This is a genomic window from Pseudomonas sp. M20 (assembly GCF_045037865.1).
Lineage (GTDB): Bacteria > Pseudomonadota > Gammaproteobacteria > Pseudomonadales > Pseudomonadaceae > Aquipseudomonas.
Genome location: NZ_CP173611.1, coordinates 5,056,877 through 5,079,224 on the forward strand (window position 1 = coordinate 5,056,877; position 22,348 = coordinate 5,079,224).

The 22,348-nt window shown below is 59.3% G+C and carries 20 protein-coding genes; 10 read left to right on the forward strand and 10 right to left on the reverse strand.

Annotation, left to right across the window (positions count from 1 at the left end):
• Window positions 1-12: 12 nt before the first annotated feature.
• The gene (locus tag ACI514_RS22450; protein ID WP_160055401.1) at window positions 13-2,088 is read right to left on the reverse strand and encodes an AsmA family protein; all 2,076 of its coding nucleotides are present in this window, start codon (window positions 2,086-2,088) and stop codon (window positions 13-15) included.
• Between the two features lie 385 nt (window positions 2,089-2,473).
• Here ACI514_RS22450 and ACI514_RS22455 point away from each other — a divergent pair, with 385 nt between their 5' ends.
• The 7 genes from ACI514_RS22455 to ACI514_RS22485 all read left to right on the forward strand — a co-directional run bounded on the left by ACI514_RS22455 (window position 2,474) and on the right by ACI514_RS22485 (window position 7,742).
• Window positions 2,474-2,941, forward strand: a complete 468-nt coding sequence (locus ACI514_RS22455; RefSeq protein WP_160055399.1) for a hypothetical protein — start codon at window positions 2,474-2,476, stop codon at window positions 2,939-2,941.
• Window positions 2,942-3,096: 155 nt separating this feature from the next.
• Window positions 3,097-3,729, forward strand: coding sequence for a TetR family transcriptional regulator (locus ACI514_RS22460; protein WP_077570695.1), 633 nt, complete (start codon window positions 3,097-3,099; stop codon window positions 3,727-3,729).
• A gap of 300 nt (window positions 3,730-4,029) precedes the next feature.
• Window positions 4,030-4,530, forward strand: coding sequence for an urease accessory protein UreE (ureE, locus tag ACI514_RS22465; protein WP_160055397.1), 501 nt, complete (start codon window positions 4,030-4,032; stop codon window positions 4,528-4,530).
• Window positions 4,527-5,201 carry an urease accessory protein UreF gene (locus ACI514_RS22470; protein ID WP_405122412.1) on the forward strand — a complete coding sequence of 225 codons (675 nt, stop codon included), beginning with the start codon at window positions 4,527-4,529 and terminating at the stop codon, window positions 5,199-5,201. The genes ureE and ACI514_RS22470 overlap by 4 nt, the downstream gene beginning before the upstream one ends.
• Window positions 5,202-5,212: 11 nt before the next feature.
• Entirely contained in the window at window positions 5,213-5,827 is a 615-nt protein-coding gene (gene ureG / locus ACI514_RS22475) for an urease accessory protein UreG (protein WP_007915910.1), read from the forward strand.
• A 27-nt stretch (window positions 5,828-5,854) separates the two neighbouring features.
• A complete protein-coding gene (locus ACI514_RS22480; protein WP_160055393.1) occupies window positions 5,855-6,427 on the forward strand; it encodes a HupE/UreJ family protein in 573 nt (190 codons plus the stop codon).
• A 181-nt stretch (window positions 6,428-6,608) separates the two neighbouring features.
• Entirely contained in the window at window positions 6,609-7,742 is a 1,134-nt protein-coding gene (locus ACI514_RS22485; RefSeq protein ID WP_160055391.1) for an AGE family epimerase/isomerase, read from the forward strand.
• A gap of 110 nt (window positions 7,743-7,852) precedes the next feature.
• Here the strand turns inward: ACI514_RS22485 and ACI514_RS22490 are convergent, their stop codons facing one another.
• The 9 genes from ACI514_RS22490 to ACI514_RS22530 form a co-directional block, all read right to left on the reverse strand.
• On the reverse strand, window positions 7,853-8,758 hold the full coding sequence (locus tag ACI514_RS22490; RefSeq protein WP_405122413.1) for a cation diffusion facilitator family transporter: 906 nt from the start codon (window positions 8,756-8,758) through the stop codon (window positions 7,853-7,855).
• 175 nt (window positions 8,759-8,933) lie between these two features.
• Window positions 8,934-9,698 (reverse strand): SDR family oxidoreductase, encoded by a 765-nt coding sequence (locus tag ACI514_RS22495; RefSeq protein ID WP_007915905.1) that lies wholly within the window; start codon window positions 9,696-9,698, stop codon window positions 8,934-8,936.
• Between the two features lie 839 nt (window positions 9,699-10,537).
• Window positions 10,538-11,254: an ABC transporter ATP-binding protein gene (locus ACI514_RS22500; RefSeq protein WP_038360430.1), complete on the reverse strand. Its 717-nt coding sequence runs from the start codon at window positions 11,252-11,254 to the stop codon at window positions 10,538-10,540.
• Window positions 11,251-12,123, reverse strand: a complete 873-nt coding sequence (locus ACI514_RS22505) for an ABC transporter ATP-binding protein (protein ID WP_077570679.1) — start codon at window positions 12,121-12,123, stop codon at window positions 11,251-11,253. Before ACI514_RS22505 ends, ACI514_RS22500 begins: the two co-directional genes overlap by 4 nt.
• Window positions 12,120-13,421 (reverse strand): high-affinity branched-chain amino acid ABC transporter permease LivM, encoded by a 1,302-nt coding sequence (gene livM, locus ACI514_RS22510; RefSeq protein ID WP_095047315.1) that lies wholly within the window; start codon window positions 13,419-13,421, stop codon window positions 12,120-12,122. The genes ACI514_RS22505 and livM overlap by 4 nt, the downstream gene beginning before the upstream one ends.
• Before the next feature lie 3 nt (window positions 13,422-13,424).
• Entirely contained in the window at window positions 13,425-14,339 is a 915-nt protein-coding gene (locus tag ACI514_RS22515; RefSeq protein WP_095121858.1) for an ABC transporter permease subunit, read from the reverse strand.
• A 238-nt stretch (window positions 14,340-14,577) separates the two neighbouring features.
• Complete coding sequence (locus tag ACI514_RS22520) at window positions 14,578-15,711, reverse strand: ABC transporter substrate-binding protein (protein WP_038360427.1); 1,134 nt, start codon at window positions 15,709-15,711, stop codon at window positions 14,578-14,580.
• Between the two features lie 368 nt (window positions 15,712-16,079).
• Complete coding sequence (locus tag ACI514_RS22525; protein WP_405122414.1) at window positions 16,080-17,363, reverse strand: NAD(P)/FAD-dependent oxidoreductase; 1,284 nt, start codon at window positions 17,361-17,363, stop codon at window positions 16,080-16,082.
• A 90-nt stretch (window positions 17,364-17,453) separates the two neighbouring features.
• Window positions 17,454-18,944, reverse strand: coding sequence for an aldehyde dehydrogenase family protein (locus tag ACI514_RS22530; RefSeq protein ID WP_405122415.1), 1,491 nt, complete (start codon window positions 18,942-18,944; stop codon window positions 17,454-17,456).
• Between the two features lie 163 nt (window positions 18,945-19,107).
• Here ACI514_RS22530 and ACI514_RS22535 point away from each other — a divergent pair, with 163 nt between their 5' ends.
• From ACI514_RS22535 to nadE, 3 genes are all read left to right on the forward strand, one after another.
• Window positions 19,108-20,010, forward strand: coding sequence for a LysR family transcriptional regulator (locus tag ACI514_RS22535; protein WP_127925629.1), 903 nt, complete (start codon window positions 19,108-19,110; stop codon window positions 20,008-20,010).
• 213 nt (window positions 20,011-20,223) lie between these two features.
• Complete coding sequence (gene pncB / locus ACI514_RS22540; protein ID WP_160055381.1) at window positions 20,224-21,447, forward strand: nicotinate phosphoribosyltransferase; 1,224 nt, start codon at window positions 20,224-20,226, stop codon at window positions 21,445-21,447.
• 4 nt (window positions 21,448-21,451) lie between these two features.
• Window positions 21,452-22,279 carry an ammonia-dependent NAD(+) synthetase gene (gene nadE, locus ACI514_RS22545; protein ID WP_405122416.1) on the forward strand — a complete coding sequence of 276 codons (828 nt, stop codon included), beginning with the start codon at window positions 21,452-21,454 and terminating at the stop codon, window positions 22,277-22,279.
• The last annotated feature ends 69 nt before the right edge of the window (window positions 22,280-22,348 follow it).

Genomic DNA, 22,348 nt, shown 5'->3' on the forward strand with positions numbered 1-22,348 from the left:
TAACGCTGAAGATTACTTGGTAGGTTTGACGGTAACCGGCGCCTTGCCAGCCTTCATCTGCTCCAGCAACGGCGCACACTGGTTCGGCTCACCGCCACTCGGCGCCACCAGCGCCAAGAGCCCCGCCGCCGGCGCTGCAATCACACCTAGAGCAACCATCCCCGCCCCGCGCAGCAGCAGCGGCACAGCCTTCACGCCGGCATCCGGTTTGATGAACTTGCCCCGCACATATAGCGGCGAACGCAGAGAAATCAACCGCCAGCCCTTGGATTCCGGCGTCACCGTCAGATCCAACTGCTCGGTGGCCATGTTCGCGGTGCCGTCGATGTAGATGATCGCGTTCTCGGTATCGAAGACAAACAACTGCGTTGTAGCCAGACCGCTCTTGATGTCGAAGTCCGCGGCCGCGCAGTTGATCTTCACTTCCTTGTCGCCGAAGATCTTGCCGACCACATAGTTACCGACGTTGAGCCCGGCCAGTTCCATCAGCTCACGACTGATCGCGCCGTCGTTGATCAGCATCTTCAATTTGCCGTTGGCGCCGCCCAGCAACTTGGCCACCGAGTTGCCGCGCCCCGTGATATCAGCGTCGCCATTGAGCTCACCGAAACTGGTCTTCATCGGTTCAAAGGTCGGGAACAATTCCTTGAGCTTGAAGCGGCGCGCCGTCAGTTTCGCCCGGCCTTCCAACGGCTCGGTGCGACCATTGAGGCGGATTTGCGCATCAAGATTGCCGCCTGCTACACCAAAGCGCAGCGGCTCCAGGCTCAGCTCGCCGTCGTTGAGTTTCAGGTGGGTATAAAGATCGTTGAACGGCAGTTTCTCGCTGTGGACGATGCGCTTGCCGGTGAACTCGACGTCAGCGTCCATCGCGCGCCAGCGATCAGTCTTGAACTCTTCGACCGGCAGCACTTTATCCGCCGGTTGTTTGCTCTCGCCGCCGCGAGCCTTTTGCTTGTCATTGGAGTCGGCGCCGATCAGTGGCGCGAGGTCGGCGAACAGCAGTTGATTGGAGAGCAACGCGCCGCTGAGCTTTGGCCGTGGCTGGCTGGCGACGTAGGTCAGGTCGCCATGAATGTCACTGCTGCCGATCTTGCCGTTGAACTGCTCATAAGTGAATTTCGCCCCGGCCTCATCGTGCAGCTTGGCAATCAAATGGCCGTCGGTGGCGTACGGCGGTGTGTCCGGCAGGGTCACGCCGGTCAGCGGATAAAGATTGCCGAGGCTGGCGCCGGCCAGTTTCAGCCGCAGATCGAGGGCGCCGAGATTCAGCGGATCAGTCAGCGTGCCGGCCAGTTCGATGCTGGTGTCGCCGATCTTCGCCTGGGCCTGCAACGGGAACGGCTTGCTCGCGTCCTGCAAGGCGAGCAACCCGCCGATCTTGCCTTGGCCTGTGAGGTTCTGGCCGTGGTATTGGCCTTTGACCTTCAAGGCAAACGCATAATCCTGCGGTGAGCCGCCCTTGTCCTGTGCGGTTTTCGCCGCTTTGGCACCGACGATATCGCTATAGGGAATCGGCTTGCCCAGCGGATCGATCAGCACATCGAGATTGGTCTTAAGGGTCTGGTCGTCAAGGGTAACGTGGCCCTTGTCGAAACCGATGGCGCCGATGTCGACCACCCAATTCGACGGCTCAGCGTTCGGATCCTTCGGATCGAACTTGAACGTCCAGTTAGCGCGGCCGTCGGCCAGACGCTGCAACTCGGCGTTCGGTTCGGTCAGGTCAATGCGCGGAATCACCACGCGTTGCGCCAGCAATGCCAGCGGCGAGATACGCAGCTCAACGCGTTTGAGCGTGACCATCTGCGGCTTCTTCGACCAGTCCGGGTTACCCAGGCTCAAATCCTCGGCAACCACGTGCGGCCATGGCACCCAGGCGCGCCAGCCGCCCTCGTCCGGCTCGCGCTGCCAGATCACCGCGAGGTTGCCATTGATGGCAAACGGTCGGTGCAGTTCTTCCGAGACTTTGGCGTTGAGCGGCGGTTTGATCCGGTTCCAGTCGAAGAACACGATGATCAACACCAGCACGGCCAGTAGCAGCACGAGGATGGCGAAAGTCCAGCTGAAGATTTTTCCAGTGCGCGTCATGCACAAAGCTCCTGATCACGACCGCACGCAAAGACTGCGGCGCACGGCTGAAACGGCGGGCCAAAGCGGCCCTCATGAAATCTACGACTGGCAAACCAGCCGCAGGTTTAATCGAAAGGTCGATTAAGGCGCAAAAAGTCGCGCGAATTCTGACCGATCAGTCGAACAGTGTTACCGCGTCCCGCACTTTTGCGAGGCGCGAGTGAGTCGGAAATACCCACCCCGGTGCAAAACCGTCGCCCGCAAAGCCGCGATCTAGAGCCTTCCGGCAGAACAATCAATTCTGTTGATTATTACCATTGCGTTTATGAACTTTTATATCGACTTATCGAGAGTAGCATTGCCCTCGTACCCACTTTATCGCCCTCCCAAGGAGCAACCCATCATGAAACGCCAATTACTGCTCAGCCTTACCCTGTCGATGCTAGCCAGCACTGCTTTCGCCCTGCCCGCTGCCGACCAAGCTACTCCGCAAGTGAAATCCAGCCACTCAGTGTTCAGCCAAACCGTAGCCGCTGATGGTGGTGACCGCACTCCACAAGGTCAGACCCTGGCTGAAGGCGGCCGTGATCGTCTGGAAGAGAAAGGTCTGGTTCAGGACGGCTACGACAAGACTCCACAAGGTCAGACTCTGGCTTCCGACGGTAGCGATCGCACTCCACAAGGCCAGACCTTGGCATCTGACGGCACCGAACGCACTCCACAAGGCCAGACCCTGGCGTCCGATGGTAGCGACCGTACCCCACAAGGCCAAACCCTGGCTTCTGATGGCAGCGACCGCACTCCACAAGGTCAAACCCTTGCCGAAGGTGGTGGTGACCGTGTGATCGAACGCAACAGCAAATTGAGCTAAGCCCATGGCGGCCTCGAAAAAAAGCCCAATCCCCGGATTGGGCTTTTGACTTTTCCGGACCGATAAAATCCTTCGCTGCATGCCCTCCCGTTCGACGCCGACAAAGCCGATTTGCTAGAGTGCGGCGCTTGTCCTGCCAAAGAACACACTCTGCGATGCTGCCCCGCGCCGAACAGAAACAACAGACCCGCAACGCCTTGATGGACGCTGCCCGCCACCTCATGGAAAGCGGCCGAGGATTCGGCAGCCTGAGCCTGCGCGAAGTGACGAAAACTGCCGGGATCGTGCCCACCGGTTTCTACCGGCATTTCGCCGATATGGACGAACTGGGCCTGGTGCTGGTCAGCGAAGTCGGCCAGACCTTCCGCGAAACCATCCGCTTGGTACGGCACAACGAATTCGTCATGGGCGGCATTATTGATGCCTCGGTGCGGATCTTCCTCGACGTGGTCAGCGCCAATCGCTCGCAATTCCTGTTTCTCGCCCGTGAGCAATATGGCGGCTCGCTGCCGGTGCGTCAGGCGATCGGCCGGTTGCGCGAGAACATCAGTTCCGACCTGGCGGCTGACCTGACGATGATGCCCAAGCTTCAGCATCTGGACGCCGAGGGCCTGAGCGTAATGGCAGATCTGATCGTCAAATCGGTGTTTGCCACCCTCCCCGACATCATCGACCCGCCCGCCGAAGCCCTGCCGGAGCATCTCACGCCACAGGCGAAGATCACCCAGCAACTGCGCTTTATCTTTATTGGCCTCAAGCACTGGCAGGGCCTAGGCAGTACCGAGTAACAACCTCTTCCTTACTGATACATCCGGTCCCCTGTAGGAGTGAGCCTGCTCGCGATAGCGGTTTATCAGCTACATATTTGCTGACTGACACACCGCTATCGCGAGCAGGCTCACTCCTACAAAGGTGCGCCGTCACGGCCTCCATTTGGTGCATAAAAAAATCTTCACGCACCAAAACCTTCCATATTCCCGCAACATCTTGAAACATCCACTACGCTCCGACAGGGATTTCCTACATCTCGTCCGATTGGCAAGGCCCTTGCTCTAGCCAGAGCATTGTCCATAGCTGGAAGCTTTCCGATGCTGGTGATTCACCGCAGAATCGACCCTCAACCCGTCTGGGCCGCCGAGTTGCACCTGACCTTCGAAGCGCGGAGCAAAAGCCGTTTGCGCTGTTTCAGTGCCGAGAGCGAAGACGTCGGGCTGTTTTTGGAGCGCGGTCAGCCGCCGCTGTATGACGGTGAATGCCTGCAGGCCGAAGACGGCCGCATCGTCCGCGTCTGCGCGCGCCCCGAGCAATTGCTGCACGTCACCTGCGCCAACGCCTTTGAACTGACCCGCGCCGCTTATCACCTGGGTAATCGTCACGTCGCCTTGCAAGTCGGCGATGGCTGGCTGCGTCTGCTCGACGATTACGTCCTCAAAGCGATGCTCGAACAGCTTGGCGCACAGGTGGAAGCCATTGAAGCGCCGTTCCAGCCGGAACACGGCGCCTACGGCGGCGGCCATCACCATTCACGCCACGGCGACGAAGACTTCAACTACGCGCCAAAACTCCATCAGTTCGGCGTCCGCCTGTGAATCCGGCCTGGGCGCTGCTGCGCCTGGCCAGTCCGCAATTGCCGATTGGTGGCTACAGCTATTCGCAAGGCCTGGAAATGGCGGTAGATAACGGCCGGGTGAAAAAACCGGACGACGCCCGCCGCTGGATCAGCGATCAGTTGCTGCTGAATCTGTCGCGCTTTGAAGCGCCGCTGTTGCTTGCACATTGCCAAGCGGCGGCGGATGAAAACTGGAGCGAGTTGCTGAGCCTCTGCGAAAGCCACCGCGCCAGCCGCGAGACTCGCGAGTTGCATCTGGAAAGTCGGCAGATGGGCTATTCGTTGCAGCAACTGCTCAACGGTTTGCCGGAACTCGACGCCTGTGCTCGTGACTTTCTCGATCAATGCACCGAACCGCATCTGGCCTTGTGCTGGGCGCTGGCCGCACGCGCGTGGGGCATCAGCCCGCAGGACGCGCTCGCCGCGTGGCTGTGGAGCTGGCTGGAAAACCAGCTCGCCGTGCTGATGAAAACCCTGCCGCTCGGCCAGCAAGCCGCCCAGCGCCTGACCAGCGAATTGCTGCCGTTACTGCAACAGGCGCAGCAGGACGCGAGCCGAATCAATCCCGAACACATCGGCAGCGCCGCGTTCGGCCTGTCCCTGGCGTGCATGGCCCACGAGCGCCAGTACAGCCGCCTCTTTCGCTCCTAGGAGAAACATTCATGAACACACAACCTCTGCGCGTCGGCATCGGCGGCCCGGTCGGTTCCGGCAAAACCGCATTGACCCTGGCCCTGTGTCTGGCCCTGCGCGAGCGCTACAACCTCGCCGTGGTCACCAACGATATCTACACCCGCGAGGACGCCGATTTCCTGGTGCGCAACGAAGCCCTCGCCCCCGAGCGGATCATCGGCGTGGAAACCGGTGGCTGCCCGCACACGGCGATCCGTGAAGACGCCTCGATCAACCTCGAAGCAGTGGATCAACTGAACCGGCGCTTTCCGGGACTGGACCTGATTCTGGTGGAGTCCGGCGGCGACAACCTATCGGCGACTTTCAGCCCGGAACTGTCCGACCTGACCATTTATGTGATCGACGTCTCGGCCGGCGACAAGCTGCCGCGCAAGGGCGGCCCGGGGATCTGCAAATCCGACCTGCTGGTGATCAACAAGATCGACCTCGCGCCGCTGGTGGGCGCCTCGCTGGAGATGATGGACAGCGACACCAAACGCATGCGCAACGGCAAGCCGTTCGTGTTCAGCAACCAGAAAACCGGTCAGGGCCTTGAACAAATCATCGCCTTCATCGAACGCCAGGGCCTGCTGACCGCAGCCTGATTCACTGATCAACAAGGAAGCTTATTCATGACACTCAAACGTATTCTTGGCGCTGTGGCGCTGCTGCTGACTCCGGCATTGGCCTTCGCTCATCCGGGGCATGGCGACAGCGGTTTGATTGCTGGCATCAGCCACCCGATCGGTGGCCTCGACCATTTGCTGGCAATGGTGGCTGTTGGCTTGTGGGCCGCGCAGCAGCAAGGCGCGGCGCGTTGGGCGCTGCCTTGCACGTTTGTCGGCACCATGTTGATTGGCGGCATGCTCGGTTTTGAAGGGCTGGAATTGCCGGCGCTGGAAAGCGGGATTGCCGCGTCTGTGCTGGCGTTGGGTCTGGCGGTGGCGCTGGCGGTGCGTCCGCCGTTGGCGATGGCGGTGGTGGCGACGGCGGCGTTTGCGTTGTTCCACGGTGTGGCGCATGGCTTGGAGCTACCGGACATGAGCAGTCCTTGGGCGTATGCAGCTGGTTTCGTGGCTGCGACAGCAGCGCTGCATGCGGCGGGTTATGCCGTGGTGCGTTTCCTGCCTCAGGCGGCGGCACCGTTGGTGCGGTTGGCCGGAGCAGCTTCGGCAGTGACCGGTGCCTGGTTGCTGGCCGGCTGATTTCTATCGCCTGAACTGCCACTTTCGCGAGCAGGCTCGCTCCCACAGGTTTTGTGTACGCTGCAAATCCACTGTGGGAGCGAGCCTGCTCGCGAAGGCGGTCTGACAGACACCACATCGCTCAGGCCGGTCTCTCTGCTACCATGTCGCGCAATCGCCCCAGCCGTGACGACGTCCGCCCATGCCCCACGCTTCCCGCTCCACCGCCCTGCCCGAATTGACCGCCCTGTTTGATGATGTGCAACAGCACTTCGTCGACGTGATCGTGCCGCTCTGGCAAGGCCCGGGCTGGAACGCCGACATGGCGCTGCCCTTTGAGGCGCTGGACGCCACGCATCAGCCGCTGCCACCGCAGCGCTATCGGGCGATGGCCTGTGCGCGGCAGCTGTATCTGTTTTCCAGTCTGATCGGGGTTGTGGATAACGCTGAAGTCCGCGCCGCGGCGCTTTTCCGCTCGCTGCAACGGTACTTTCATGATGCCGAGCATGGCGGCTGGTTCTACAGCATCGATGCACAAGGCAAGCCGCTGGATCAGCGCAAGGACCTCTACACCCACGCCTTTATCCTGTTTGCCTGCGCGCATTACTGGGCAAAGTCCGGCGATTCGCTGGTCGAGTCGACGCTGAATGCGGCGCTGGAAATCATTGGCCGGCGCTTTGCCACCGGCGATGGTTTGTACGAAGCGTGCCTGGAGCGCGACTGGATCACCCTGCAAACCGGTCCGCTGCAAAACCCGTTGATGCATCTGGCCGAAGCGTTCCTCGCCACCCTGGCGGTTCGCGAAGATGCCCAGACGCAGCAGGCATTGCTGGAGTTATGCACAGCCATGCACAAGCAGTTCGTCGACCCGCAAGATGGCGTGTTGATGGAAAAGCCGCTCGGCGCTGTGGATAACTGGTATGAGCCGGGGCATCAGTTCGAATGGTATTTCCTGCTGGAATCGTCAGCGTTGCTGCGCGGTTCGAAACTGCATGCGGCGCTGGATCGGGCGTTTGCCTTCACCGAGCAATACGGTGTGGTGCAGTCATCCGGCGCGGTGCGGGCGATGCTCGATCTGGAAACGAATGGACGCCCGCGCGACTCGACTCAGCGGATCTGGGCGCAGGCGGAATATCTGCGCGCGCTGACCTTGCGTCAGGGCAGTGAAGCGGTGGTACTGCGCCAGTTGCAGGCGTTGCAGCAGCGGTTTCTGCATGCGGGTGGCTGGCATGAGTGCCGGGATGAATTGGGCGAGGTGAGTCGCAAGGACATGCCTTCTACTACGCCGTATCACTTGGCGACTTGTTACCACGGTCTGGCTGAATATCTTCGCTGATGGATAAATAGCTATCGCGAGCAGGCTCACTCCTACAGGGGGAACGCATTCCAAATGTAGGAGTGAGCCTGCTCCGGGCGGCGATCCGACGATTAGCCGTTACGCGGTCGCTAGGCGATCCACTTCTTGTCCCCGGTAAAGCTGATCGTCAACCAGCGCGCCGCATCCGGCTTGCCCAGCTTCGCCGAAATCTTTTCGCGTAACGCATCCAGCTGCCCGACATTGCTCAGCGCATAATCCGCCGGCAACACCACATGAATCTCGATAAACCGTGCCCGCCCGTGCTTCTGCACGTACGACACATAATCATCGAAACCATGCTCGGTTTTTGCCGCGTCCATTACCTGTCGCACCTGATCATCCAGCGTGTCCGGGGCGATCCCCAAGACATCGCGCAGCGCCGGGCCAAGGATTTTGAACGCCGGTGGCAACATGGTCAGGGCCAGCACGATCAGAATCAGCGGGTCGACATACACCGCCCACTCTCCATAACCCTGGGACTTGAGCAGCAGCGCCGCGAGAAAACTGATCAACAGGCCCACGGACAGCATCGCGTCCACCAGCCAACTGATGTTGTCGAACTGGATCAGGCTGGATTTGAGCTTGCGATTACGCTGCCGTACGTAGAAGAAGTAGGCGAATTCGACCACGGTAAACACCGCCGCATAAATGATCACCAGCCCCAACTCGATGTCGCGGCCACCGTTGATGATGCCGAACACGCCGTTAAGAAACGCGTAGATCGCGATCAACATCAGGAAGCTGCCTTCGATCAGCAGCACCATCGGCTCCAGGTGCCAGAAACCGAACTGGAAACGGTGATTGCTTTGCTTGGCGATCAGCTTGGCAGTAATCAGCATCAGGACTTTGATGAACGTTGCGATCAGCGAGAAAAAACCATCGAACAGGATGGATTGCGAACCTGAAACAAAACCGGTGACGATCCCGGCAATCGCCACCGCCAACATCAGAATGGTCGATTGTTTGAGCAGTGCCTGCTCACCTCGGTTACTCACTTTGACTCCTCGAAAAACCTTGAAAACCGCGGGGTGCGGTCGGGTTGTTACGAGGGGAGTTTACCTTATCGCCGTGTTTTGGCCGATTTGCCGCCTTCGCGAGCAGGCTCGCTCCCACTTTGAAATGCATTCCAATGTGGGAGCGAGCCTGCTCGCGAAGGGCTTCAGCGCGGTCTTAAGCCTTGTTCCGCTCGATGGCAAAACCAGCCCAGGTCTGGCTCACCGGCATCAATTCCAGACTGTTGATATTGATATGCGCCGGCGCATTCATCACCCAGAAAATCGTCTCGGCGATGTCCTGTGGCTGGATCGGCTCGGCACCGGCATAAGTCGCGTTGTAACGCTCCTGATCACCCGCGAAACGCACCAGCGAAAACTCGCTCTCGCACAGCCCCGGCTCAATGTTGCTGACCCGCACGCCGGTGCCCTGCAAGTCGCAACGCAGGTTCAGCGAGAACTGTTTAACGAACGCCTTGGTCGCGCCATACACGTGGCTGCCCGGGTACGGATAATTGCCGGCAATGGAGCCAAGGTTGACGATGCCAGCGCCACGACCATGGGCGATCAGGCGCGGCAGCAGCAGGCGGGTTGCGTACATCAGGCCTTTGACGTTGGTGTCGACCATGGTGTCCCAATCGTCCAGATCGCACTTCGGTGCCGGGTCCACGCCCAATGCCAGACCGGCGTTGTTGATCAGGCCGCGCAGCTTGGCGAACGATGGCGGCAGATTGGCAATCGCCTCTTCCATCGCTTTGCGATCACGCACATCGAGCACCAGGCCATGCACTTCTGTCTGCTTCGACAATTCAGCACACAACGCATTGAGGCGTTCTTCACGACGACCGGTCAGCACCAGTTTCCAGCCTGCCTCGGCAAAACGGCGGGCACAGGCTTCACCAAATCCGGAAGTTGCGCCGGTGATAAACAGGGTGTTGGACATCGTGTTCTCCTTGCTTCGGCCGCCGGGGCAGCCCTTGGAATAGAAAATCAGCAGGCAGCATGCCCGCCCGCGCATTCACGGGCAACACCCACAAGCTGTACAAAAAACGACCAACCGCACCAACACCATAGCCACCGTGGCCTGTAGCCATGTGCACGCATGTTATCCACAGTCCCTTCCACAGTTTCCGGGGGCAAGTGCAAACGCGCAAAGCCGCGCCACACAAGGCTTTGCGGGGGAAATAGAAAGTTTTTTGCTTGACCCTGAAGTGGCGGATGTGCGGGAGATGGCATTTTGCACGACTGGTCAGTCAGCACAGTGATTGCGCGAGGCCAGTAATTACGGCCCTCAGCGCAGTCTTTCCAGAGTTTAATCACAGACTTATCCACAGGCTTGTTAACCGGTAATCGCTGCTACTGGCGCCTCTATAAAAAGGTTGACAACGAAGACTTAAACCCCCGCAAAAACGACTGATCAAAAAACAACCACACGCTTGCAGACCACGGTTTACGTGGCGCGCAGCCAGATACACCCACGTTATTCACAGCCAGCTCCACAGTAACCGGGGACAAGTCAAAACTGTGGAAAAACAGCCATTTGCAGCGTCTATATGTCGCGCTTTGGTAGCTTGGGGAATTTGTTTTCCACAATTCTGAAATCCGGCGCAGATCAACTGTAGGAGTGAGCCTGCTCGCGATAGCGGTATATCAGTCACCGGTGATGGCGAATGGGAAACCGCGATCGCGAGCAGGCTCACTCCTACAGGGGTTTGCGGTGAATTTAGGATATAAAAAAGCCCCGGAACTCGCGTCGCCGGGGCTGTGCATAACGTCGAGGAATCAGTGCCCGCCCAGATAGGCGTTACGCACCTCCTCATTCACCAGCAACTCTTTACCCGTGCCCGTCAGGCGAATCTCGCCGTTGACCATCACATACGCCCGGTCAGACAGCTTCAGCGCATGGTTGGCGTTCTGCTCGACCAGGAAAATGGTCATGCCGGTTTTCGCCAATTCCCGCAGGGTCGCGAAAATCTGCTTCACCACAATCGGCGCCAACCCCAGGCTCGGCTCATCGAGCAGCAACAACTTTGGTCGGCTCATCAACGCCCGGGCAATGGCGAGCATTTGCTGTTCACCACCAGACATGGTCATCGCCCGTTGGTTACGTCGCTCTTCCAGCCGTGGAAACAGCGTAAACATACGCTGCATGTCCTCTTTGGCGTACTTGTCGCCAATCGGGATCGTGCCCATCAGCAGGTTTTCCTCGACGGTCATGTCGGGGAATACCCGCCGCCCTTCCGGCGACTGCGCAATGCCGTTGGAGGCGATGTAGTGCGAAGACTTGTGGGTAATGTCGACGCCTTGATAGAGAATCTGCCCGCTCGCCGCCCGTGGCTGACCGAAGATCGACATCAGCAACGTTGATTTACCGGCACCGTTGGAGCCGATCAGGCTGACGGTTTCCCCTTCGTTGATCTGCAGTGAAACACCTTTGAGCGCCTGGATCGGGCCATAAAAGACATCGAGATCTTTGAGTTCGAGGATCGGTTGCGTCATACCAGCTCCTCTTCGTCGGCGCCCAGGTAGGCGGCAATCACTTTCGGGTCGTTGCGAATGGCTTCAGGCCCGCCTTCGGCGATGACAATGCCGTGGTCCAGCACCACGATGTGGTCGGAAATACTCATAACCATGCCCATGTCGTGTTCGATCAGCACCACGGTCAGATCGTGCTCGTCGCGCAGCAGCCGGATCATCGCGCTGAGCGCTTCGGTTTCCTGAGGGTTGAGGCCGGCGGCCGGTTCGTCGAGGCAGATGATCTGCGGCCGCGTGCACATGGCCCGGGCGATCTCCAGACGGCGTTGCTGGCCGTACGAGAGCTCACCGGCGAGACGGTTGGCGCAGTCGACCAGATCGACCACCTCCAGCCAGTAGAACGCCACGTCCAGCGCGTCGCTCTCCGCCTTGCGGTAGCCCTTGGTGTTGAGAATACCGGCGAGCATGTTGCGGTTGACCCACATGTGCTGGGCCACCAACAGGTTTTCCAGCACCGACATTTCCTTGAACAGGCGAATGTTCTGGAATGTCCGCGCCAGGCCAGCACGGTTTACCAGGTGCGTGCCGCCGAACATCTTGTAGTACATGCGGCTGAGGAAAGATTTCGGTGAGACAAAATCCGTCGGCTTGAACGACTCGCCCAGCAACTGGATGACGTTGGTCTGCTGGCCGCGTACGTTGAGTTCGATCTTGCCGCCGGAAGCCTTGTAGAACCCGGTCAGGCAGTTGAACACCGTGGTCTTGCCGGCGCCGTTGGGGCCGATCAAGGCGAAGATCGAGTTGCGTTTGACCTTCAGGCTGACATCACTCAAGGCCTTGATGCCACCGAAATGCATCATCAGTTTTTCAACAGAGAGTACGACTTCACTCATGGCGCAGTCCTCTCATAGTGAATGGCACCTTTGCGTGGAGTGACCCCGGTACGGCTGATGCGAATCAGCCCGCGTGGTCGCCAGATCATCATCAACACCATCAGGATGCCGAACAGCAGCACGCGATATTCGGCGAAGCCGCGCAGCAATTCCGGGGCGACGGTCAACACAAACGCGGCGATTACCACACCGATGGTCGAGCCCATGCCGCCGAGGACGACGATGGCGAGGATCAGCGCCGATTCGAAGAAGGTGAACGAGGTCGGGTTGACGAAGCCTTGGTAGGTGGCGAAGAACACCCCGGCCAGACCTGCGGTCGACGCACCGATGGTGAACGCCGAGAGCTTGACCAGCACGTGGTTGAGGCCCATCGAGCGGCAGGCGATTTCATCTTCACGCAGAGCTTCCCAAGCGCGGCCGACCGGCATCTTCACCAGACGATGCTTGATGTACAGCACGGCCAGCACCACGAGGAAAAGTACCGCGTAGATGAAGTAGTACTTCACGTCCGGGTTGTAGGCGATGCCGAAAAACTCGTGAAACGGCACCCCGCCATCCTTCGCCCGTTTGCCGAACTCCAGACCGAAGAACGTCGGCAGTGGCGCCGGCATGCCGTTCGGGCCGCCGGTCAGCGACAACCAGTTGTTGAGGACCAGGCGAATGATTTCACCAAAGCCCAGAGTCACGATTGCCAGATAGTCGCCGTGCAGACGCAACACCGGGAAGCCGAGGATGCAGCCGGCCAGCCCAGCGGTGATCGCCGCCAGCGGCAACACCGTCCAGAAACCCAGACCGAGATACTGATAACCGAGCGCCAGACCGTAGGCACCGATGGCGTAGAACGCCACATAACCAAGGTCGAGCAGACCGGCCAGACCGACCACAATGTTCAGCCCCAGCCCCAGCAGCACATAGATCAACCCGAGGATGACCACGCCCAGCAGATAGGAGTTGGAGACAAACGGCACGATGACGGCCAGCACAATCAGCAGCGGGATGATCCAGCGCAGCGAGGATTTGTGATCGGCAGGCAGCACGTGCACACCAGAGCCGGTGCTCTCGAATCCGTCGAGAATTTTCAGGCCCTTGGGCGTTTGCAGGAACAGGCTGAGGGCAAAGCGGCCAATCATGACAATGCCGATGATCCAGGCCACACGGGTCGGCTCGAGGTTGAAGCTGTAACCCTCGAGCACCACGCCGACAATCGGGCCGAAAACGATCAGGGCAATCAGGCCGGCAAGAATCGCCTCAACCAGGCTTTTTTTGATATCGATGGATTTTTGAGTGGTTGAAGACATCGCTTACACCTTCGACACAAGAGGACGGCCCAACAGGCCCTGCGGCCGGAAGACCAGAACAAGTACGAGCAGCGAGAAGCTGAACACGTCTTTGTAGTCGGAGTTGACCAGACCGGAGAACAGCGACTCGGAAATGCCGAGGATGATCCCGCCGAGCATTGCTCCGGGCAGTGAACCGATCCCGCCTAGCACCGCCGCGGTGAACGCCTTGATGCCGATAATGAAGCCGGCATAGAAGTCGAAAGTGCCGTAGTTCATGGTGATCAGCACGCCGGCCAGCGCCGCCATGGCTGCACCGATGATGAACACATAGGAAATGACCCGATCGGTATTGATGCCGAGGATCGAAGCCATCTTGCGGTCTTGCTGGGTCGCACGGCACATGCGTCCGAGCTTGGTGTACTTGATGATGTAGGTCAGCAGGCCCATGCCGACGAATGCGGCCACCAGAATGAAGACTTTGGTGTAGGTCAGTTGCACGAAGCCCGTGCCGATGTCGACGCGCCACGCACCGCTCAGCAGGGTTGGCACGCCCTGTTGTTTGGCGCCTTGTGCGATCTGTGCGTAGTTTTGCAGGATCAGGGAAATACCGATGGCGCTGATCAGCGGTGCCAGTCGGGTGGAGTTGCGCAGGGGTTTGTAGGCGACTCGTTCAATGACCCAGCCATACACCGCCGTGACGACGATGGTGAAGATCAGTGTGCCGAGCATCAGCAGCGGGAAAGATTCGATACCGAAGTAAGCCAGCAGAGCCAGACTGATTGCCGCCAGATAAGCAGAAATCATGTAAACCTCGCCGTGGGCGAAGTTGATCATGCCGATGATGCCGTAGACCATTGTGTAGCCGATGGCGATCAGGCCATAGACCGACCCGAGGGTCAGGCCGTTGACCAGTTGCTGCAGGAAAATACCATCCATAACGCAATCTCACGCAGTGAGAACCTGCACACCGGTGGTGTGCGGCTCTTCTAGGAAAAATACAGATTTACGTCGGAGCAATGTCAGAGCGCGATTTACCAGTTACCACCGCTCCTGTAGGAGTGAGCCTGCTCGCGATAGCGGTTTAACATTCAACACATGTGTTGCCTGTAACTCCGTCATCGCGAGCAGGCTCACTCCTACAAAGGGATCGTGGGTTAACTGATCGCGTCAGCCCTTACTTCTGTTTTTCCAGCTGGTGATATTTGCCGTCCTTGTCCCACTGGTAAACCACGTAGTCGGAGACTTTCAGGTCGCCCTTGGAATCCCAGGTTTTTTCGCCCATCACGGTTTTCACCGGATTTTTCTTCAGCCAGGCCGCAGCCTCTTCGCCCTTGTTGGACTTCGCGCCATTGAACGCGGCAGCCAAGGTCTGCACCGAAGCGTAGGCGTACAGGGTGTAGCCCTCAGGCTCGGTACCGGCCTTGCGGAATGCGTCCACTACGGTCTTGCTCTCAGGCAACAGACGCGGGTCGGCGCCGAAGGTCATCAGCACGCCATCGGTGAATTGCGGGCCACCGGCGGTGGTCACCAGTTCGTCAGTCACGATGCCGTCATCGGACATGAACTTGACGTCTTTCAGGCCTTGTTCACGCAGTTGGCGAACCAGCGGGCCGGCCTCCGGGTGCAGACCGCCGAAGTAGACGACGTCGGCGCCGGCGCCACGGATCTTGGTGACGATGGTGCTAAAGTCTTTTTCGCCACGGGTCAGGCCTTCGTACAACACAGGCGTCACGCCGCGCTTGACCAGTTGCGCCTTGGTGGCATCCGCCAGGCCTTGGCCGTAGGTGTCCTTGTCGTGCAGCACGACGACTTTCTTGCCCTTGAGCACGTCGACGATGTAGTCACCAGCCACAATGCCTTGCTGGTCGTCACGCCCGCACATACGGAACATGGCGCTGAGACCGCGCTCGGTGACTTGCGGGTTGGTCGAACCCGGGGTGATCGCGATGATCCCGGCTTCGTCGTAGATTTCCGACGCTGGAATGGTCGAAGAGGAGCAGAAGTGACCGACCACGCCGGCGACTTTCTGGTTGGTGAGGTCCTTGGCGACCGTCACGGCCTGTTTCGGCTCGCAGGCGTCATCGCCCTTGACCAGTACGATTTTTTCCCCGTTGACACCGCCAGCCGCGTTCACCGCGTCAGCCGCTGCCTGTGCACCCTTCATGTACTGCTCGCCAAATGCCGCGTTTGCGCCAGTCATTGGACCCGCTACACCGATTTTCACATCAGCTTGAGCAAACGCAGAAACACCCAACGCAGTAGCCACTGCGAGGGCCAGAAAGCCTTTCTTGTAAAACGTCTGGGACATGAGGTGGTGCTCCAAGGTTTTTTTTAGTTGGCACTGCGACTTCACTTCACTGAATGCTCAGAGCAAGGGCCGTGCCATCGGTTTTTTATTCTTCAAAAAGTCGCTGCTTTCTTGTTATTTCGACTGTTTCGTTCCCATTTTCATTGGGCGTGCAACCGTCTAAACCGCGGAAGGTGAAACCATTTATTTTTTCAGGCGCAACCCGCACGCGCCATCATTGCAACCGCGGTGCCAAACGACGTGCAACCAGCCTGTAACAGCCCGCGTCACCGAACTGCACACTGCTGGTGCGGGACTGCTACAACCCGCACCATTACAGGCTAGTCGCTGCATCGAAAAGCGCCGCTTCCGGCAACATATTTCAACACTCAAATGACGATGCGCAGGCACTGGCCCGCGTGATACAGCGAGAACCCGGCCTCATACAAACAACTGCGCAAGCCCACACCCGCCAAGGGCTGCATCGGTGCAAAGGGAATCGGCAAAGCTTGAGGGTCGCCGTGACACAAGTAATCGGCGAAGGCTTTGCCGACCACGGTGCCAGTCGTGACGCCCCGGCCGTTATAACCGGTGACGGCCACCAGTCCCGGCGCCGGTTCGAACAGGCGCATGAGGTGATCGGGGGTGAATGCGATGCGCCCGGTCCAGGTGCACTCCCATTCGACCGGCTTCAGATTGGGGAAGTAATGCTGCTGCACGCGATCGGCCCAGGCCTTGAGAAACCACGTCGGTTTCTGATTGCCGTTGCCCAGGCTACCCAGCAATAACCGCCCTTCTTTGTCGCGGCGGATGCTGCTCAGGACCTGACGCGTATCCCACGAGCCCTGCCCGCCCGGGAGGATTTCCTGCGCGGCGTCTTCGGTGAGCCGCACCGAGGCGACCTGATAGTAATAACCGGGAAAGAAGTTGCGCTTGAGTTCGGTCCAGTCACCTTCGGTGTAGGCGTTGGAGGCGATGACCACTTGCTCGGCCAGCACCGAACCGTGCTCGGTCTGCACCGACCAGTTCGAGCCCTGCCGCTCGAGGCGAGTGACCGGCGAATGATCGAACATTTGCCCACCGAGATCTTTCACCGCGTTGGCCAGCCCGGTGACGTAAGCCATCGGATTGAGCGTGCCAGCGCGACCGTCGAGCAACGCAGCGGCGATTTTTTGCGTGCCGGTGGCCTGTTCGCAGGCCTTGCCGGTGAGCAATTCTACCGGCGCACCTCGGCGTTTCCATTGCTGTTCACGACTGCGCAGATCCGCCTCACCCTTGGCGTTGTGCGCCATGTGCAACGTGCCTTCGCGGCGCAACTGGCAATCGATGTTGTATTTATCCACAAGGCTGAACACCAGCGCCGGCGCGGCCCCGAGCATACGATTGAGCTGACTGCCCACCGCTTCGCCGAAACCGGCTTCGATCTCGTCCGGCGGGATCCACATGCCGGCGTTGACCAGCCCGACGTTGCGGCCGGAACCGCCATGACCGGCGCGATGAGCTTCCAGCACGCAGACGCTTTTGCCTTTTTCCAACAGATGCAGCGCCGCCGACAATCCGGTGAACCCGGCGCCGATCACGCAGACATCGACTTTGACTTCGCCTTTGAGCGCGGTGTTATCCGGCCTTTGCGGCGTGAGCTTTTCCCACAGACACTCTTCGCGTAACGGCATTGCCAAGCTCCTGTCGGAGCAGCTGCAAGCTTTAAGCTACAAGCAGCAAGCCGATCTGCTTGTAGCTTGGGGCTTGAGGCTCGCTGCTGCTTAATCGAATGTGATGCCCTGCGCCAGCGGCAACTCCAGCGAATAATTCACGGTGTTGGTCTGACGGCGCATGTATGCGCGCCATGCATCCGAGCCGGACTCACGCCCGCCACCGGTTTCTTTCTCGCCACCAAACGCGCCGCCAATTTCCGCACCGCTCGGGCCGATGTTGACATTGGCGATGCCGCAGTCGCTGCCAACCGCCGACATGAACTGCTCGGCCTCGCGCACATCGGTGGTGAAGATGCACGACGACAAACCTTGTGGCACCGCGTTGTTCAAGCGCAGCGCTTCCTGGAAATCGCTGTAACCGACCACATACAGAATCGGTGCGAAGGTTTCGCTGCAGACCACATCACTTTGCTCCGGCATTTCAACGATGGCCGGCGAAACGTAATAGGCATTGGGGAATTGGTCTTCGAGCTGACGCTTGCCACCGAACACCCGACCACCCTCGCTCATCGCCTGCTCCAGCGCGTCCTGCATATTTTCGAAGCTGTGCTTGTCGATCAGCGGACCGACTAGATTGCCTTCCAGCGGATTGCCGATGCGCACTTTCGAGTAGGCGGCCTTGAGACGGGTGACGATTTCTTCCTTCACCGACTCATGGGCAATCAGTCGACGCAGGGTGGTGCAACGCTGCCCGGCAGTACCGACGGCGCTGAACAGAATCGCACGTACCGCCATGTCCAGATCGGCGCTTGGGCCGAGGATCATCGCGTTGTTACCGCCCAGCTCGAGGATGCTGCGGGCAAAACGTGCGGCGACTTTCGGCGCCACTTCGCGGCCCATGCGTGTGCTGCCGGTGGCGCTGATCAGGGCAACACGCGGGTCATCGACCAGCGCTTCGCCGGCGTCGCGGCCACCAATAATCACTTGGCAAAGGTTCGCCGGGGCATCGGTGAAGTTCTTCACCACGCGGTCGAATAGTGCCTGACAGGCCAGTGCGGTCAGCGGGGTTTTCTCCGACGGTTTCCACACCACCGGGTTGCCGCAGACCAGCGCCAGCGTGGTATTCCACGCCCACACCGCGACCGGGAAGTTGAACGCGCTGATCACCCCGACCACGCCCAGCGGATGCCAGGTTTCACGCATGTGGTGGCCTGGGCGCTCGGAGGCGATGGTCAAACCGTACAACTGACGGGACAGGCCGACGGCGAAATCGCAGATGTCGATCATCTCCTGCACTTCACCCAGACCTTCCTGAGTAATCTTGCCCGCCTCCCAGGAAACCAGTTCGCCGAGGTCGGTTTTGTATTCGCGCAACACCTCACCAAACTGACGCACCAGCTCACCGCGACGCGGGGCCGGCACCTTGCGCCATTGCTCGAACGCATGATCTGCGCGACTGATGTGCTGCTCGACTTCGGCCGGGCCTTCCCAGTTGACCGCAGCGATACGGCTGCCGTCGATCGGCGAATGCACCGGCACTTTGCCGTTCTGATAAAGGGCCGGGTTCACACCTAGACGATCAAGCAATGCGGCAACCATGGGTCACTCCTCAAGCAAAAAACTGAATGTGTGCGGACGCTTTTTCGCGACCGGGCAGGCCTTTAGTTGTAGCGTCACAATGGCGAGTCAACAAACGACCTTTACGCGAGATATCATTCCGTTTATTCATGCTGGGCATAGAAAGACAAGAAAAGGATCAGCCATGCTGAACAAACGCCACTTGCCGTCGATCACCGCCCTGCAGTGTTTCGAGGCCGTGACCCGGCACTTGAGTTTCACCCGCGCCGCCGAGGAACTGAACCTGACCCAGAGTGCGGTGAGCAAACAGGTCGCACAGCTTGAAGAGCTGCTGCAGCACCTGTTGTTCCGCCGCGTGCGTCGGCGTTTGCAGATGACCCCGGCCGGGGATTTGTACTTGGTTGAAGTACGAAAAATCCTCACCCAAGTGGAAATGTCGACGCATTACCTGCGCTCCTACGGCGGCGAAACAGAAGTCCTGCGCGTGTCTACGCCATCGACATTCGGCGCACGCTGGCTGGTGCCGCGCCTGAAAGGCTGGCGTCTGCGCCATCCGTCGATTCACCTGGATCTGTGCAATGAACAGGAAGCAGATGATCTGCTGCAAGGGCGCAGCGACCTGGCGTTCTATTTCGGTCAGGGCTCACGGCCAGGGACTGAATGCCTGAAACTGTTCGGCGAAGAACTTGTGCCGGTCTGCGCGCCGGGCAGCCTGCCGGACACACCATTTACTGACCCGACACAACTCACCGATCTGGTCCTGCTGCAAAATGCCTCGCGCCCGCAAGCCTGGCACGACTGGTTCGACAGTCAGGGTTACCAGACCGAACACAGCTACCATGGGCCGCGCTTCGAAACCTTTTATATGTGCATTCGCGCCGCGCAGGTTGGCTGTGGTGTGGCGTTGTTACCGCGTTTTCTAGTGGAAGAGGAATTGGCTGACGGCAAACTGGTCATTCCGTTTGAGCATGCCATGCCCAGCACTGATGCCTATTACCTGGCGTACCCGGAGCATGCGGCGGAAGTGCCCAAGGTGCGGGATTTTGTGAAGTGGATGCTCGAACAGATCGACAGCCCGGAAATTTGACTCGATTGAAAAATGTGGGAGCGAGCCTGCTCGCGAAGAGACCGGCATATTCAGTATCAATGTTGACCGAAATGACGCCTTCGCGAGCAGGCTCGCTCCCACCAGGGTTCTGCGGTGATTTAAAAAACTGCTGGCAATCTTCGTCCCTGATATGCGCCACTAGCGCCATTGATTGAGTCCGCGCACAGGCGCGGCGCACCTGGAGACCCCGTTATGAGCGAGAGCGTGTTTGCCGATCGCATCGTGCAGAACCTGCTCGACACCGACTTCTACAAATTGACGATGATGCAGGCGGTGCTGCACAACTACCCCAACGTCGAAGTCGAATGGGAGTTTCGTTGCCGTAACAGCGAGGATCTGCGCCCGTATCTGGCCGAGATCCGTTATCAGATCGAGCGTCTGGCCGAGCTGAGCCTGAGCGCCGACCAACTGAGTTTCCTTGAGCGGATCAGCTTCCTCAAACCGGACTTCCTGCGTTTCCTCGGACTGTTCCGCTTCAACCTGCGCTATGTGCACACTGGTATCGAAAACGGCGAGTTGTTCATCCGTCTGCGCGGGCCGTGGCTGCATGTGATTCTCTATGAAGTGCCATTGCTGGCGATCGTCAGCGAAGTGCGTAACCGCTATCGCTACCGTGAAACCGCACTGGAACAGGCGCGCGAGCAGCTCTATCGCAAGTTCGACTGGCTGACCGCCAACGCTTCGGCCGATGAGTTGTCGCAACTGCAAGTCGCCGATTTCGGCACCCGTCGACGCTTTTCGTACGGCGTGCAAGCTGAAGTGGTGAACGTGCTCAAACACGATTTCCCCGGACGTTTTGTCGGCACCAGCAACGTGCACCTGTCCCGCGAACTGGACATGAAACCGCTGGGCACCATGGCCCACGAATGGATCATGGCCCACCAGCAACTCGGTCCACGGCTGATCGACAGCCAGATCGCCGCACTCGATTGCTGGGTTCGCGAGTACCGTGGTCTGCTGGGCATCGCGCTCACCGATTGCATCACCACCGATGCGTTCCTCGGCGATTTCGACCTGTTTTTCGCCAAGCTTTTCGACGGTCTGCGCCACGACTCCGGTGATCCTGTGGTGTGGGGCGAAAAATGCATTGCGCACTATCACAGGCTCGGCATCGACCCGATGAGCAAGACCCTGGTGTTCTCCGACAGCCTGACCCTGCCCAAGTCGCTGGAGATCTTCCGCGCGCTGCACGGTCGGATCAACGTCAGCTTCGGCATCGGCACCAACCTCACCTGTGACATTCCGGGTGTCGAACCGATGAGCATCGTGCTTAAAATGACTGCCTGCAACGGCCAACCGGTGGCGAAGATCTCCGACGAGCCAGGCAAGTCCCACTGCAAAGACCCCAATTTTGTTGCCTATTTGCGACACGTTTTCCAGGTTCCTGCCGATTCCAGTCTATCTAGCAAGGAGTGAATTCATGCAAGCCGTACAGCGTGAGATTGCTGAGCAGCTCAAGGTGCAACCGCCGTTCGCCGACTACCAGGCTCTGCAGACCGAAGTCGCCCGGCGCATTACCTTTATTCAGGATTGCCTGGTCAATTCCGGGCTCAAGACGCTGGTGCTGGGCATCAGCGGCGGCGTCGACTCGCTGACCGCCGGCCTGCTGGCCCAGCGCGCGATGCGTGAGCTGCGCGACCAGACCGGCGACAATAGCTACAAATTCATCGCCGTGCGCCTGCCGTACGAAACCCAGTTCGATGAACACGATGCCCAGGCCTCGGTGGACTTCATTGCTCCAGACGAGCGCCACACGGTCAACATTGGCCCGGCAGTGAAGTCGCTGGCCAGTGAAGTGGCAGCGTTTGAAGGCAAGCATGCGGTGTCGGTGGACTTTGTGCTCGGCAATACCAAGGCACGCATGCGCATGGTCGCCCAATACACCATCGCCGGCGCGGCGCATGGTCTGGTGATCGGCACCGATCATGCGGCGGAAGCGGTGATGGGTTTCTTCACCAAGTTCGGTGACGGCGCCTGCGATCTGGCGCCGCTCAGCGGTCTGGTGAAAAACCAGGTTCGCGCGATTGCGCGCAGCTTTGGTGCGCCGGAGTCACTGGTCGAGAAGGTGCCAACGGCGGACCTTGAGGATTTGTCGCCGGGCAAACCCGACGAAGCGTCCCATGGTGTGACGTACGCCGAGATTGACGCGTTCCTGCACGGCGAGCCGGTGCGTCAGGAAGCGTTCGACATCATCGTTGCGACTTACAACAAGACCCATCACAAACGTGTGATGCCGTTTGCGCCGTAAGCGCTGATGGAATGAAAAAGCCCGCTGAGGAGTGATCCTCAGCGGGCTTTTCTTTGGCCATTGCTTTCA

Excerpts from the sequence above, each read along its gene's own strand:
- ACI514_RS22535 (WP_127925629.1), top strand. The coding sequence starts at position 19,108 with ATGCTGAACAAACGCCACTTGCCGTCGATCACCGCCCTGCAGTGTTTC.
- ACI514_RS22485 (WP_160055391.1), top strand. The coding sequence starts at position 6,609 with ATGCCCCACGCTTCCCGCTCCACCGCCCTGCCCGAATTGACCGCCCTG.
- ACI514_RS22520 (WP_038360427.1), bottom strand. The coding sequence starts at position 15,711 with ATGTCCCAGACGTTTTACAAGAAAGGCTTTCTGGCCCTCGCAGTGGCT.
- ACI514_RS22500 (WP_038360430.1), bottom strand. The coding sequence starts at position 11,254 with ATGACGCAACCGATCCTCGAACTCAAAGATCTCGATGTCTTTTATGGC.
- ACI514_RS22495 (WP_007915905.1), bottom strand. The coding sequence starts at position 9,698 with ATGTCCAACACCCTGTTTATCACCGGCGCAACTTCCGGATTTGGTGAA.
- ACI514_RS22525 (WP_405122414.1), bottom strand. The coding sequence starts at position 17,363 with ATGCCGTTACGCGAAGAGTGTCTGTGGGAAAAGCTCACGCCGCAAAGG.
- ACI514_RS22480 (WP_160055393.1), top strand. The coding sequence starts at position 5,855 with ATGACACTCAAACGTATTCTTGGCGCTGTGGCGCTGCTGCTGACTCCG.
- nadE (WP_405122416.1), top strand. The coding sequence starts at position 21,452 with ATGCAAGCCGTACAGCGTGAGATTGCTGAGCAGCTCAAGGTGCAACCG.
- ACI514_RS22505 (WP_077570679.1), bottom strand. The coding sequence starts at position 12,123 with ATGAGTGAAGTCGTACTCTCTGTTGAAAAACTGATGATGCATTTCGGT.
- ACI514_RS22515 (WP_095121858.1), bottom strand. The coding sequence starts at position 14,339 with ATGGATGGTATTTTCCTGCAGCAACTGGTCAACGGCCTGACCCTCGGG.
- ureG (WP_007915910.1), top strand. The coding sequence starts at position 5,213 with ATGAACACACAACCTCTGCGCGTCGGCATCGGCGGCCCGGTCGGTTCC.
- ACI514_RS22450 (WP_160055401.1), bottom strand. The coding sequence starts at position 2,088 with ATGACGCGCACTGGAAAAATCTTCAGCTGGACTTTCGCCATCCTCGTG.
- pncB (WP_160055381.1), top strand. The coding sequence starts at position 20,224 with ATGAGCGAGAGCGTGTTTGCCGATCGCATCGTGCAGAACCTGCTCGAC.
- ureE (WP_160055397.1), top strand. The coding sequence starts at position 4,030 with ATGCTGGTGATTCACCGCAGAATCGACCCTCAACCCGTCTGGGCCGCC.
- ACI514_RS22530 (WP_405122415.1), bottom strand. The coding sequence starts at position 18,944 with ATGGTTGCCGCATTGCTTGATCGTCTAGGTGTGAACCCGGCCCTTTAT.
- ACI514_RS22455 (WP_160055399.1), top strand. The coding sequence starts at position 2,474 with ATGAAACGCCAATTACTGCTCAGCCTTACCCTGTCGATGCTAGCCAGC.
- livM (WP_095047315.1), bottom strand. The coding sequence starts at position 13,421 with ATGTCTTCAACCACTCAAAAATCCATCGATATCAAAAAAAGCCTGGTT.
- ACI514_RS22460 (WP_077570695.1), top strand. The coding sequence starts at position 3,097 with ATGCTGCCCCGCGCCGAACAGAAACAACAGACCCGCAACGCCTTGATG.